Source organism: Methylobacter sp. (assembly GCF_036845245.1).
Taxonomy (GTDB): domain Bacteria; phylum Pseudomonadota; class Gammaproteobacteria; order Methylococcales; family Methylomonadaceae; genus Methylobacter_A.
The window spans coordinates 1-13580 of sequence record NZ_DAIUEH010000003.1 but is presented as its reverse complement, the minus strand read 5'-3'; the positions used below and the strand labels follow the sequence as shown (position 1 = coordinate 13580).

12 protein-coding genes and 1 pseudogene are annotated in these 13580 nt (G+C 45.4%); 3 read left to right on the top strand and 10 right to left on the bottom strand.

Annotated features, from left to right (window positions below; all coding sequences use genetic code 11):
* Position 1: 1 nt before the first annotated feature.
* The 9 genes and pseudogenes from V7051_RS01960 to V7051_RS01920 all read right to left on the bottom strand — a co-directional run bounded on the left by V7051_RS01960 (position 2) and on the right by V7051_RS01920 (position 8798).
* Positions 2 to 505 carry a M48 metallopeptidase family protein gene (locus tag V7051_RS01960; protein WP_333873362.1) on the bottom strand — a complete coding sequence of 168 codons (504 nt, stop codon included), beginning with the start codon at positions 503 to 505 and terminating at the stop codon, positions 2 to 4.
* A 3-nt stretch (positions 506 to 508) separates the two neighbouring features.
* Positions 509 to 1444, bottom strand: a complete 936-nt coding sequence (locus V7051_RS01955; RefSeq protein ID WP_333873363.1) for a hypothetical protein — start codon at positions 1442 to 1444, stop codon at positions 509 to 511.
* A gap of 56 nt (positions 1445 to 1500) precedes the next feature.
* A complete protein-coding gene (locus V7051_RS01950) occupies positions 1501 to 2385 on the bottom strand; it encodes a carbon-nitrogen hydrolase (RefSeq protein WP_333873364.1) in 885 nt (294 codons plus the stop codon).
* Between the two features lie 259 nt (positions 2386 to 2644).
* Positions 2645 to 3253, bottom strand: a complete 609-nt coding sequence (locus tag V7051_RS01945) for a hypothetical protein (RefSeq protein ID WP_333873365.1) — start codon at positions 3251 to 3253, stop codon at positions 2645 to 2647.
* Positions 3254 to 3502: 249 nt separating this feature from the next.
* Entirely contained in the window at positions 3503 to 4141 is a 639-nt protein-coding gene (locus V7051_RS01940) for a hypothetical protein (protein WP_333873366.1), read from the bottom strand.
* Between the two features lie 123 nt (positions 4142 to 4264).
* Positions 4265 to 6394, bottom strand: a complete 2130-nt coding sequence (locus V7051_RS01935) for a S8 family peptidase (protein ID WP_334181113.1) — start codon at positions 6392 to 6394, stop codon at positions 4265 to 4267.
* 601 nt (positions 6395 to 6995) lie between these two features.
* Entirely contained in the window at positions 6996 to 7583 is a 588-nt protein-coding gene (locus V7051_RS01930) for a DUF2238 domain-containing protein (RefSeq protein ID WP_333873368.1), read from the bottom strand.
* Between the two features lie 16 nt (positions 7584 to 7599).
* Positions 7600 to 8037, bottom strand: a complete 438-nt coding sequence (locus V7051_RS01925; RefSeq protein ID WP_333873369.1) for a glutaredoxin domain-containing protein — start codon at positions 8035 to 8037, stop codon at positions 7600 to 7602.
* Positions 8038 to 8265: 228 nt separating this feature from the next.
* Positions 8266 to 8798: pseudogene (locus tag V7051_RS01920) on the bottom strand (DUF3313 domain-containing protein).
* Positions 8799 to 9043: 245 nt separating this feature from the next.
* On the opposite strand from V7051_RS01920, the gene V7051_RS01915 reads away from it, so the two are divergent.
* The 3 genes from V7051_RS01915 to V7051_RS01905 all read left to right on the top strand — a co-directional run bounded on the left by V7051_RS01915 (position 9044) and on the right by V7051_RS01905 (position 12866).
* Positions 9044 to 9667 (top strand): DUF4007 family protein, encoded by a 624-nt coding sequence (locus tag V7051_RS01915; RefSeq protein ID WP_333873372.1) that lies wholly within the window; start codon positions 9044 to 9046, stop codon positions 9665 to 9667.
* A 66-nt stretch (positions 9668 to 9733) separates the two neighbouring features.
* Positions 9734 to 12013, top strand: a complete 2280-nt coding sequence (locus V7051_RS01910; RefSeq protein WP_333873373.1) for a sigma-70 family RNA polymerase sigma factor — start codon at positions 9734 to 9736, stop codon at positions 12011 to 12013.
* Complete coding sequence (locus tag V7051_RS01905; RefSeq protein WP_333873374.1) at positions 12003 to 12866, top strand: ATP-binding protein; 864 nt, start codon at positions 12003 to 12005, stop codon at positions 12864 to 12866. Before V7051_RS01910 ends, V7051_RS01905 begins: the two co-directional genes overlap by 11 nt.
* On the opposite strand, the gene V7051_RS01900 is transcribed toward V7051_RS01905, so the two are convergent.
* On the bottom strand, positions 12863 to 13468 hold the full coding sequence (locus V7051_RS01900) for a hypothetical protein (RefSeq protein ID WP_333873375.1): 606 nt from the start codon (positions 13466 to 13468) through the stop codon (positions 12863 to 12865). The genes V7051_RS01905 and V7051_RS01900 overlap by 4 nt on opposite strands.
* Positions 13469 to 13580: the final 112 nt, after the last annotated feature.

The window sequence follows — 13580 nt, the reverse complement described above, 5'->3', positions numbered from 1 at the left end:
TTTAGTAGAGCTTGCCGAATAAATCCAGATGCGTCAGGTACAGCCTCATATCCAGCTCGAACTGGTGATAAGCCGGTTCCATGTACTCACAGAGCTTGTAAAACGCCTTGTTATGGTCTTTTTCCTTTAAATGCGCCAACTCGTGCACGACGATCATTCTTAAAAATTCCAACGGCACATTTTTGAACAGAGAGGCCACGCGGATTTCGTTTTTTGCCTTGTGCTTGCCGCCCTGAACCCTGGAGATAAAGGTATGCAGGCCCAAGGCATGATGAAGATCTTTAATTTTATCATCATAAATCACCTTGCTAAGCGGTTGGGACTGCTTGAGCAAAGCATTCTTGATGTCGACGGTATAAGCATAAAGCGTTTTGTCCGTCCTGATCACATGGCTAACCGGGTATCTTTTCAACAGCGTTTCGCCGAGTTTATCTTTACTGATCAGCAGGCGCACTTGGCTGGTTACGTGTTCCGGGTAGCCGATTAAGTATTTCAGTTCCGGCATGGCTTATTGTTTCAGCGATTTCAGTATTTGCTCCAACGGAGCAAGAGAGATCAGGGCTCGGTAAAGGATCGTTTTATCTTCCATCAGACCGTAGCATTCGTAATGATAGGGCGAGTTTATGGCGTGGCCGATGCCTTCTTTTTTAGCTTCCGGCGGTATTTGCTTGATCAGTATGTAAAGTGCATCACCGGATTTCAGCTTGGCAAGATAAGTGCGATCAATGCTGATTTTATGGGACATATACACCAATGGATTACGTTCGAAATCATGCTTTTCTATAACCGCTTTTTCCAATAACGCACTGGATATAAGGCTGCATGGGAATATTTCCGGGAAGACGGCTTTATTTTTGAAGGGATCGAAAAAAACATCCTGATCGACCAGGGAACCGCACAAAAAATTCTTTGCATTGCTGGTGGTAATATATTTTCGTTTCAGGAAAAAACAACTACCGAATATGAAAGACCGGTCGGGGTGCTGATTAAGCACCCCGCACCGTGGAATATCAGGGTTGGGCAAAAACAATGCAAACTTGGATTCTTTCTTGTAGCCGAGCAAAGCCAATGCGCCACCGGACTTAACAGTAATTCTGTTGCTCAGAACTGTCTCGGGCTCTTCGGTAAATTGCGATTTTTTTATATCGACCGATACCACTTGTCCGGGTTTGACCGCATTAACAAACGAAAACTGGTAGTTGCTAAAACGCAGGTTGTTATCGCTAATCAGTGCGTGTTCATTATGCAGCTGGCGATAAAGAAAAATTTTGTGTTCAAGCAACGATTCCAGTTGAAACCCGAGTGCAATAGGCCCCTGGAACGGATTGTGATTAATGCGCAGCCACCGGTTCCTATCGTGAAACAAATTGAAATCATCCGTTGCATTGCGTGCAACATCAATGTGTATTTGGTTAAAAACATCCGAACTGCTTGATATACTCATAATGCCTCAACGGTTAAATCCAGATTTGGTCAACTAGCGTTTTACGGCAGTAGGGTTTAATCAATAAAACGTTTGGTCAAATTACCATATTCATCAATACGACGGTCGCGTAGGAACGGCCATATTCGCCTGACGCGCTCGGCTTTTGCTCTATCAATCGTGCAGCTCAGGACTTTGGTTTCCGAATCGTTAGCACTGGTGATGATGTCTCCTTGCGGGCCGGCTATAAAGCTATTGCCCCAGAAATTAATGCCCGTCGCCGAATTCGGCGCCAGCTCAAAGCCGATACGGTTACAGGAAATGACCGGAATGCCGTTGGCGACAGCGTGCGAGCGCTGAATAGTAATCCAGGCATCCAGTTGGCGTTGTTGTTCTGCGGGCGTATCTTCCGGGTCCCAGCCTATTGCGGTCGGGTAAATTAACAGCTCCGCACCGGCCAAAGCCATTAATCTGGCGGCTTCCGGGTACCATTGATCCCAGCAAACCAATACGCCCAGTTTGCCGATAGACGTTTCGATAGGCTTAAAACCTAAATCGCCGGGCGTAAAATAATATTTTTCATAAAATCCGGGATCATCGGGGATATGCATTTTCCGGTATTTACCGGCAATACTGCCATCCTTGTCGAAAACAACAGCGGTGTTGTGATAAAGCCCCGGCGCCCGTTTTTCGAAGATCGTCGAGACGATGACGATGCCGAGCTCTTTAGCCACATCCGATAAAATTGCCGTGGTCGGGCCGGGAATAGGTTGGGCAAGATCGAAGTTATTATAATCTTCGTTTTGGCAAAAATACGGCCCCAGATGCAGCTCGGGCAATACGACCAAGTCGGCATCTGCGGCGGCGGCTTCATGGATTTTTGCTATGGAAAAATCAAGATTGGTTTGTCTGTCTTCATCGCAGGGTTGTTGAACAGCGCTAACGGTTAATGTCGATTTCATTATGATCGTGTGTGGTGGTTTTTGATAGGCTTTATTTTATAACGATTTAAGGATGGGAAGGTAGTGAAGCCTGTTGAGCAACGGCGGTGCTCAACAGGCAGGGTAGGGCAAGCACATGGTGCAACGTCAATCGTTGGAGAAATAATTTCATAACGGCTCTATTTAAAGAACTTGTTGTTGTTTTTCAGATCAGAAACGCCTGTCCAGGCGCAAGCGAGGAACAGGCGTTTCCTTGGCGATGGGGGCAATGCTGTTCCACTTATTGCTGCGAAGATGGAGAAGCCAAAAAAGAAGAAGTCGGATCATACACTCTCATTTCGGTTGCGGTCAGGCAGATGAGTTTACTAATCGGGTCACCTCCTCCTATTATCCAAACCACCGAATAGCGCTGATTATTTACCATGTCTTGAAATGAATCCGCTGCATTAGTCCCCAAGCCATAGCCTACCAGTAGCTCCCCATCCCCTGAGAACGCGGTCAAATCCAGCGGTAATGGGATAATGGGTACAGGCATTACCGGTTGTAGTCCGGTCGTGGTAAGTTGATAGGGGTCAAAGTCTATTGGATTGCCGCTATCATATGCCGACCATTTCAAATTATTGTTTAATAACCACAGTGCGTCAGGCTGACTTCTCCGGCGAAAGCCGACAAATACGTTTCCGTTTTTGAAATGGTCGGCCGTGGCTATAATCAGATTATGCTCAAGCGTGGTTTTGTCTGGCGCTCCTCGTAATACCGTTTGCTGAAAACAGTATCCCGTTGGCGCCGTGAATTCCGTGGTAGTGACAGCTTGAGCAACGGCGGTGGTCAACAGGCAGGACAGGGCAAGCACATGGTGCAACGCCAATCGTTGGAGAAATGGTTTCATAACGGCTCCATTAAAAGAACTTGTTGTGTTTTAAATCGCGGAAACCGCTGTTCAAGTGTAAATGGAGAACAGAAGTTTCCGGCTATATGGTTGAAAATTCCCGCTTTAAGGCAACTCAGGCCCAATGTTGTTTATTGTGAGTGGTAGGGCGGTGGGCCGGCGGTTTTGCCCACCGTTGATATTGCTAACTTTGTTCGAGGTGTCCCATTGGATACCTCAGGGGGCTGCCCGCTTTATTTTTTGTTTCGCCTATTGCTGCGAAGATGGGAAATCCACAAAATTGCTGCCCTTGACTCCAAACAGTCTCATTTGGGTTGTGGTCAGACAAATGCGTACACTAATTGGTGCGTCACCTCCTATTGACCAAATCCTGGAATAGCGTTGATTGGTTATCATATCCTGATAGGCCTCTTTTACCGTTGCCTCCGCGCTATTTCTTAAACCATAACCGACCCATATTTCGCCATCTCCTGAGAACGCAGTCAAATCCAGCGGTACGTAAATAATGGGTAAATGCATTACCGGTTGTAGAACTCCGGGCGTGGTAAGTTGATAAGAGTAAGAGTCGGGGTAAACATCTATTGGATTGCCGCTATCATACGCCGACCACGAATTACCGTTTAGTAACCACAGAGCGTCAGGCTGACTTCTCCGGCGAAAGCCGACAAATACGTTTCCGTTTTTGTAATAGTCGGCTGCGGCTATGAGCAGATTATGCTCAAGCGTGGTTTTGCTTAATTCTCCTCGTAATACCGTTTGCTCAAAACAGTATTCCGTTGGCGCCGTGAAGTCCGTGGTAGTGACGGCAGCTTGGGCAACGGCGACGCTCAATAGGCAGGGCAGGACAAGCACATGGTGTAACATTGATCGTTGGGGAAATGGTTTCATAACGGTTCCATTTAAAAGAAGTTGTTGGGTTTTAAATTGGAAACCCCTGTTCAAGCGAAAATGGAGAACAGAGATTTCCGGCTATGCGATTGAAAATTCCAGCTTATGGCAACTCAGGCTTAATTAGAATGGCATGCGAAGCCGACGATAAGTCTGGGTGTTAACAGGAGCCGGCAAGGTATAAGTGACAGGAATACTGCCCGACGTCACGATCCAAGCCGTTGCGTCCGCGACGCTAATACCGGGAACGGCGGCTTTGATCGCGGCATATACGCCAGCCGCGTGCGGTGACGCCATGGATGTTCCCATCATCTGCTGGGTTGCAGTAGTTGACGCAGAGCTTGCGGAGTTAATGCCGTCACCCGGAGCCAGTAGAATCGGTCCGGTGAAGCTTGCTGGTGCGCCAATGTTCGCGAAACCAGAGAGGCCTATGCCTGTTGCATCGTTGAAAACCGAACTTACCTTGATAGCATGAGGAACACAAGCGGGCCAACTTATCTGATTTTTGCGATAATCGTTCCCGGTGGCTGCTACAACCGGAATCCCGCGAGAAGTCAAGTGCTCGATAACAGGTGTAATCGTCGGAAAATAATTGCTGCAATTGCCAGACTGCGGACTTTCGCCAATACTCATGTTGACCACGAATGGGTTGTTCGTGCCGGGAATGGTGGCCGAATCGAGGGCCAGCAGAGCTTGGTAAATGTCCTCGTCGAATGCATCCATGTAAGGAGTTATTGCGTCATATGAACCTACTTGAACAGAAATTAGATTGGCGTCGGGCGCAATCCCTTGAAGAGTTGATGGCGAAACGTTGGGGCTACTATGGCCGGCGGCGATGCCTGCCACATGTGTGCCATGCGAGCAAAGATCGCCATATCTTGCGGTGAGTCTTGCACATTCTGTCAAATTACTAAACGGCTGTCCGGAGTCTGGTTGTCCTAATGGGCTGTCGCCATAGGCATTCTGGTTGGGGCAGATTGACTGAAAGTTGCCGTCATTGGTTCCGAAGCAAGCTTCATAGGTGACCTTGGTCGCGCCATTGATCTTGAATAGTTCGTGGTCTTTTCGCACTCCGGTATCGATGATCACTATGTTTTGACCCGCAGCTCGATACCCGAGACTCCAAGTAGGCTGCATATTCAATAGCACCGTACTATTGGTCAACGCCGGTTTGGCGGCAGGCCGGTTCAGGCCGATACTCAGGATTCTGGGGTCGGCATTTTTGTATAGCTGTACCAAGGCCGAGTACGGGAGACGTATATAAAGACTACCAAGGCCGAAATGGGTTGCAGCGGACGCAGATGACAGCGATACGCCTGCGCTGGATAGAATATCATTAAAAGCACGCCGGTTGGCGTCAGCTTGGGCTTTCAATGCGGTGGCCGACATATAGCCTGTTTTCGGCGAATAGATCGCCCCTCCGCGAAGCGCGATGCCAACTTCAACCGAACCATTGGCCTGCGCTTTTTCGAGTACGTCATTCGGCCATTGAGCTGGACGTGCGTCAACAAAGTCAATTGGTCTGATTGCCCTTACGTCGTCACTTTCCCGTAATCCATAGAACGCGTCCTTGTCGATACTTATCCGAAAGCTGGGGCTGGGTATAGCTGCCTCGGATGGGCTTTTGTCAAAATTCTTGAAACCTGGTGCAAATCTTGTTGCATTGATACTGGCTAACCGCGTCATGATCTGGTTTGACAGTTCCGGTGAAGGTATGAATGTAGTTTTGCCATCCTTGCCAATATCGTAGTCGCCTTTATCGATATTAAGAAAAACTTCAACATCGGCAAAGCCCTTGGTATTGATGGCGGCTTCGATGGCATCAATACTGCCGTCACTGTCATGTACTCGAAAGCGTGATTTGCTGGTGGCGTCGGGCATGAATGATTTGGCATTGGAGCTATCGGTCAAAATCTTCAGGCCATTTGGAGTTACATAAATGCCAATTTGTCCCATTCCATTATTCCAATAGCCGGCTTCCAATACGTCCGGGCCGAGTTCGGCAAGAACGGGTTTTGCCCGCTGTTCCATAGCGGCACGCACCGCTGCCGGGTTCTTGCTTATAGTCTCCAATGTGAGCGTATCGTCAATCGACACGGACGGTACCCGTCGAGGTGGCTTCTTTGAGCAATCTTCCATAGTCGTTCGGCTCAACTTGCGCGCCGAAGGCAATCGGGGTAGTAAAACACACAGCCATGGACAGCGCAGTGCAGTTGAATATTCGATAATGCAGAAGCCTCTGATTTTTTTCAAAATTTAGAGGCTCAACGCAGGGTGGAAAAGTAATTGGAACCATTTTAACTCCTAATAGTGTCCCTTCTCAGTTGATGAGGTATGTATCTAATTTAAGAAGGGAACTTTTGATATGCAGCGGGACGGCGCTGCCCGTTATTGCTTTTATTCCTAAGCTTGAGAGCGAGGTAAGGCTTAAATCATCATATTGTGTTAGAAACTCTGCATGATACAGAATGATGATCTTAGCTTGGCGATTTGACGATAGAAGTATTATGTAGCAAAAAAATGTCGACGTATGTCAGCCAAAGCTGAAATTTTTGTAAGCCTAAGTTCGTGAGCGATCTAAATTGTGTAGCTGGAGTTAAGGTTTATCTCAGAGGCTTGTTCCCGGAAATGATGGTTCTGAGCGAACCGGCGTGGTCCAAAGGTTTGTAGGTGTATACATGGCATTCATTGCAAACTTTGTCAGATGATGCGAACAAAACGTTACAAATAGGTGAATGCCTTGCCGGGCAAATGTTTCCAAACTGCAGTGCAGGCTTTGCCTGCTTTTTGTGCAAGCAAAGCTTGCACTCCTGACGCTAAGACGATGTTCGAGCCGATCCCGCCATCAATCAATCTATCTATCAATCTGCCGATCATGAATACGACTTAACAGTGCTAGTGCCGTTATCGCGCCAACCAGCGCATAAGCCATATCGGATTGCGTATCCCAAATGTAGCCTTGAGTGCCTAGAAATGCGTCGGCGGCTTCCTTGCTTAATAGCGCAACGCCCCATTCGCACAGCTCATAACAAGCGCTGATCGCAAGACAGATGCAGATGACCAGGAAATTAAGCCAGTTGATGTTTTTCAGCACGTGATTCCTGATCAGGATTTCCCTGGCGATAATTGCAGGAACAAAGCCTTGGACAAAATGGCCGACTTTATCGTAATTATTGCGGTCTAAATTAAATATCTCCTTTAGCCAGTCGAAAAGCGGGACTTCCGCGTAAGTGTAATGTCCGCCTATCATTAAAATAAGACTGTGGGCCAGGATCAAGTTATAAGCTAAACCGGTTAAGCGAAATTTACGGCGCGTCGCTATCAATACGGCAAAGGCAATCATCGCGGGCGCTGTTTCAAGTATCCAGGTCAGATAGTCTTTAGGGTAAATGCCCGACCAAAGCAGCACCGAAAAAAATATTCCGATCCAGGTTTTATTCATTGATAGCCTTTGACAATTAGTTTGATTTTTTTACTAACGCTTTTTGATATTTGGCTTCGCTAAAGCCGCGAATAATAGTGCCATTAATGACCGCTAACGGAATGCCGCTATAACCCGGATCAAGTGATTCTTTACGCGCGGCGGCATCAAGATCCTGTTCAATATCGTATTCATGAAAAGCAATATTATTCTTATGCATAAAGGCAATGGCTTTTTTGCAATAAGGACACCAGCTGGTGACATAAAGATCGACTTTGGGCGCGAGTTGGTTTTTGCTATTAGCTCGATTCGGTTGCGCCGGGGTTATCCGGTTTTCTATAGATGCTGGATTATTATCGGATTCTGATTCAATGAAATGCGAGTCTCCGTCTGCGTCGACCCATATCACTTCGGCCTGGGCAGGTAATGTGACAATCAGTGCAAACAAGAGAATAAGCGGTTGATTAATGATCATGGTGTGTTGGTTCCGGTTAGAAATACGGGGCGAGGTGTGTTTTGACGACTCAATTTAGTCGGGTTCCAGGCAATCAGTATGTCCCTATTTTGTACAAAGCTGCTAGTTTAAAAGCTGCTAGTTTAATGGACTCACCCAGTATTGGTAGGCTTACTCAACATCATCCCAGCTGTCGAAAGAATCCAGTAAGGTTTTCCCGCTTGCCCGGCGGTCCGCTAAAGCCATCAGTCATTCCCCCGTTTGCGAATTGGTGATTTTTCCCTCGACAATGGCTTGGCTGACATAAGATTCAGTCCCTGTCGCCAACATTTTAAGTAATGATAAGGCGCGAGCCGAAGGGTAGACTGCCGTATATAAATCCAGCAGCAGTATCGATGATTCGGCATCGGTAATCGCAAATTGAACGCGTAACGTATCGGGGCCGGAATGGGCTACCAGTTTGAAATTCTTCTTCAAGGCTTCCAGCATCCGGTATTCAAACAGTTCTTTAAGCCTGTGGTTCTTGGCGTAGGTCATGTCATTGAGATCGGAATCAGGGAGCTTGCTGGTAATGACGGGTCTAAAATGATTTTTTTATAAGCGGCCCAGTTAGTGCCGTCTTTCCAGAAACTTAATAAAGCATCGCCATCTTCTCCGTCTTTAAGCAGAGAATAATCGTCCAGAAAGTGCGATGTTTCAACATATCTGGCCTGATAGGTTCTCGCGCAACCGATACTGAGCAGGACAAAGACAATCACGATAATACGGTTAATGGTCGGCATGAAGACGCTGGACTGATTTTTGAGATTCATAAAAACTTCAATTACTTCGTATGGTGGATAACTCCAAAACCGGGAAAAACCGACTTTACATGTTTAGAGTAAATTTTGAAAAAATTTAATTCTGTTTTTAGTATCTAAAATATTAAAAATATCATAAACCTAATAAATTAATTTGAGAATTATTTTTCCGGAATTCTGGAGATATATGGGGGTGTAAGCTTTGGCTTGCATACATTGGGCGTTTTTTGCTTCATAGTTATACATATATACGTAGTTTCTATAATGACTATATATACCAATTTAAAACTTTAATGCCAAAAATGCTTAGCAACCTACTTATTAAAACTCGAAACATGGAAAGTTCGCTCAAATTTTTCAATAAAAAAAACGCCTCATTCGGTCGCCACGAAACCTTCGCCTTGCGCTACTCATGGCTAACCAAGGGCTTTCAAGCTTTCCATGGCGACAAGGCTGTTTTTTCATCAGATAAATCCACCATTGAACTAGGCGTTGGCAAAAACATGGTCAATGCCATCAAATATTGGCTACGAGCCACCATAATGCTCAAAGATTCATCAGAAGGTTTGGAGGCAACGCCGATAGGCAAAGCCATTTTTTCCGAAGGCGGCTGGGATCCCTATCTTGAAGACGAAGCGACCCTTTGGTTGATCCACTGGCTTTTGGTAAGCAATTGCGAATTAGCCAGCGCTTGGTATTGGTTTTTTAACTGTTTTCATAAATCGGAATTTACCAGTGAGGAAGCATCCGAAGCACTGGCTGATTTTGATACACCCAGCAACTTCGCCATCTCTTTCTGGTTTTTTAATATCTCAATCTGGTATCGTTGTTCTTGGGTTAGCTGTTTGTAGTTTCTCCTAGACTTTATCGTCTTTGATCGGATTGAATATTCTCAAATGGCATATGGAGCCAAAACCTTGGATGATCTTAATATTTCTCAATCCTTACGAAAGCCAATCAACCCTCTGCTTAAAGTTGCAGTTTTACATGGTTCTTCGGTAGCAGTTCAATCACATATTGAACGGGGCCACGATTTGGATGCGCGTGATGAAAAGGGGCGAACTTCGCTGATGCTCGCAGCCTCAAAAGGTTATGTCGGTATCTGCGAACAACTTATTAATTCTGGAGCAGATCCTTTGCTTCAAGATGATGAAGATAGAAATGCCATTGATATCGCCAAAGAATATGGGCATTCCAATGTAATGGAATTGTTACGGAAATATTTTTCCAATCAGCTGCTTGATTCATATGATCAACAGAAAAGTGGCGTTCAAGAACTATCGAATACTTTGGATGATGACTCTTCCAGCATCGACTTATCCATCTGGGAAGAGGATGCCGATTCGCCTCTACCCCCGAAAGATGAAAAGTGCTTGCTAACCCTCTCGGAAATCCAGCAGCGAATTTCAAACCACGCTCCTATTGACACTGCTCATGACTGGCTGGATGTGGAAATTGATTTGCCTGATATTCAAGGATGGCATAGTCGCAAGAAGGCATTTAACGACGATCTGCGTTTAATCATAAATTCCCTATTTTCCTATGGACACAGTGATGGTTTCGTTCCTTATGAGTGGCTTCTCGATATTTGTGCGGAATACAGTTTGTTCCACACACAGGAAGACGACCTTACAGCATATTTGCGGTATCTTGGAAAATCACGGCGTATCAGCAAACCAAATTCGATTACATATGATCAGCTGAACGAGATTGCTTTGGGTAATGGTACTGAAACGAACCGGGAATTTCTAAGACATCTTTTGCCTATTTTTGGAGATATGGGGATTGCAGTTGACAACCGTCAAGATACCCCCTTGTCTTTTAATGCAAATGTACTTTCTGAGGATGCAGAAGACCCGTTGATTGAGGAAGCTGTTTTATTTCTATCCCAAAAGTTGCGACAAAATGATAATCCACTGATGGCATATATGAAACAAATGGGAAGCGAAAATCTGTTGTCGAAAGAAGATGAAGAATTTCTTGGAAAGAATCTGGCTGAAGGACGAATTGAAGTCAACGAGGCCATTGCGCAATCTCCTTTTGCCCTTAATGAATTATTTTTGACTGCAAATGCGATTGAGAGCGGGGAGTTGCCAATAAGCGCACTAATTACTAGGGAAGGGGTATTGAATTACGGAAAAAATAACGATGAAGATGACGATAATCAGGAGTTTGACATATGCGAGTACGAAACTGAAAGTAGCAATGAAGAAAGATTTAACAATTCGGAACTACCGCCATATTTGCATGAAAGGATCAGTAATCTGCGGCAAACTTTCCAGCGATCATCCTCCGAAACACATGACTCAATTCTTGATGTTCTAAACAAGCTTTCCTTGTCGCCGTCGTTTCTTGATGCCCTGCTGGAAAAAATGTCCGTTAAAGATATTGATCCGGAGGTTAGAAACAAATTTGCATCGGCTACGGTCAAGATAAACAAGGCAAGGTGGCGGATGATTCGGGCAAATTTGAGGCTGGTGTATTCCATTGCCATCAAATACAGTCGGTCAGGATTACCGCTCACTGACCTCCTTCAGGAAGGGAATATTGGCTTGATAAAAGCAGTGGATAAATTCGATTACCGTTTGGGGAACAGATTTTCCACTTATGCAACCTGGTGGATAAAGCAATCCATTACCAGAGCGATTGCGGATCAGTTGCGCCTCATCCGAGTTCCAGTGCATATGGTTGAAACCATCAACAAATTAGACCGGATTCGAAATGAACTGGAATTGAAGTCGGGGCGAATTGCGCAGATTGCCGATATTGCCTCTATATCCCAAATGTCGGAAGACTCAGTAAAAAAAGCCCTTAAAGCAACAGCTGAAATCCTGCCATTCGATCAACATGGCGAACAGCCCGGTGCTGAAATAATCGACGCGTTAATTGAGCCATCGTCAAACCCTGAAGAAATTTTATTACAGGAATCCATGAGAAAGGCACTGGATAATGCATTGGAAACCTTAAAACCCAAAGAAGCTAAAATACTTCGGTTGAGATTTGGGTTGAATGCCAAATCTGACGAACTCACGCTTGAGGAAATTGGGAGTATTTATAATCTTACACGGGAGCGTATTAGACAGGTGGAAGCAAAAGCCCTTGATAAATTGCGTCTTCCCAGTCGAGTAAAACTACTTCAAGATTTTATGATAGTTAGTGGTTTAAAAGAAAAACAGGAGCCGGATAATGGCTTCTAGCGTATTTCGGCATGCGCCTCCCAAAGCCTGCGCGATGATTGAATCCCTACGTGGACTCGGCTATACAACGGCAACAGCCCTTGCCGACATTATTGATAACAGTATCGCGGCGTGTGCCGACAGACTTGATATAACCTTTATCTGGCTTGGTACCGGAAGCATCATTTCGATACTTGACAATGGTAATGGCATGACCGAAAGAGAGCTGGACAAGGGAATGCGCTTGGGGGAAATAAACCCTCTCGAAACCCGAAAAAACAATGATCTTGGTCGTTTTGGTCTTGGATTAAAAACGGCATCTTTTTCCCAATGTCGACGACTAACCGTCGCCAGCCGGAAAAGTGGAGAAATGAATTGTTTGCGCTGGGATCTCGATGTTATCGCTACCAGCAAGGATGATGGTTGGTACCTTCTGGAAGGTGCGCACGAAGAATCCGAAAAGCTGTTATTCCCACTCAATGGTTATGACACAGGCAGTCTTGTTCTTTGGGAGGTACTGGATCGGATAATCACGCCTGGATTTGCTGAACAGGATTTTCTGGATTTGATTGACAGAGTTGAACAACATTTGGCGATGGTTTTTCACCGTCTTCTTGAAGGCAACAACAGCTCCAGATTAAAAATTTATATTAACAACAAACCAGTGAACCCATGGAATCCGTTTCTTATTGGACATCCAGCAAAATCATGGAGTTCGCCAGAAGTTGTTTTCCCATCTGTTGATGGCGTGGTGATGGAATGCCATGTATTGCCTCACAAGGACAAGCTGACTGAATCGGAATTTCAATCAGCCGCCGGCCCTGAAGGCTGGACGGCTCAACAGGGCTTCTATGTTTTAGATATTACAATCTAAGAATTTGAATCTTTAAATGGGTCGTTTCCTGCCCCCCAAAACTTAACATCCAAATAATCAATATTGCCGGCGATTACTGAATAATAAATACCTGTTTTTATTAGGTCATAACGTAACTGTAGCAGCCCAACTTTCTCCCCGTCGGACCGTAATACTTGGGTTCTGCCAGTAGCGTGGTTTATTATTTTTACAAATGAACCAGGTTGTGGAATATATTCTGAAAGCCAAACTACAGGAATGTATTCGCTAACTAAATTCCAAGTAGATTCAGATGCGGGCTGATACTCCTCTACAAATTTCCACCATAATGTGGATGTTTCAGGTGTTGGCCAATCAAATCGAATCGCCAGGTTAAAAACCTCATTAGAAGTCAACCATCTCTTAAATTGACGACTATTTGTGAAGGTAGCATTTGTTGAACTAACAGCTTGTATGGCAGCCTTTCTAGAATTGAATCCCGCCTGCATTAATAGTGCCGCACTTCGATTTAAAGTACCATTTTCAATAGCTGGAACAACCAGTCCGACCTCATAATCATCTATCGTCGCTCCATCGGCTATTACATCTTTATTGGCTTGAGCACGAACTCTTATTGCCTCCAAGCCCCAGGGTAAGCGGTAGATTAACCCGTCCTCTATAAACAGAAGGGCTTCATTAATGGTAAGCGTCCGCTTTCCCCACCTATGTTAAATGCCCGGAATGATCGATCCTTAG

Excerpts from the sequence above, each read along its gene's own strand:
- V7051_RS01960 (WP_333873362.1), bottom strand. The coding sequence starts at position 505 with ATGCCGGAACTGAAATACTTAATCGGCTACCCGGAACACGTAACCAGC.
- V7051_RS01955 (WP_333873363.1), bottom strand. The coding sequence starts at position 1,444 with ATGAGTATATCAAGCAGTTCGGATGTTTTTAACCAAATACACATTGAT.
- V7051_RS01950 (WP_333873364.1), bottom strand. The coding sequence starts at position 2,385 with ATGAAATCGACATTAACCGTTAGCGCTGTTCAACAACCCTGCGATGAA.
- V7051_RS01945 (WP_333873365.1), bottom strand. The coding sequence starts at position 3,253 with ATGAAACCATTTCTCCAACGATTGGCGTTGCACCATGTGCTTGCCCTG.
- V7051_RS01940 (WP_333873366.1), bottom strand. The coding sequence starts at position 4,141 with ATGAAACCATTTCCCCAACGATCAATGTTACACCATGTGCTTGTCCTG.
- V7051_RS01930 (WP_333873368.1), bottom strand. The coding sequence starts at position 7,583 with ATGAATAAAACCTGGATCGGAATATTTTTTTCGGTGCTGCTTTGGTCG.
- V7051_RS01925 (WP_333873369.1), bottom strand. The coding sequence starts at position 8,037 with ATGATCATTAATCAACCGCTTATTCTCTTGTTTGCACTGATTGTCACA.
- V7051_RS01905 (WP_333873374.1), top strand. The coding sequence starts at position 12,003 with ATGGCTTCTAGCGTATTTCGGCATGCGCCTCCCAAAGCCTGCGCGATG.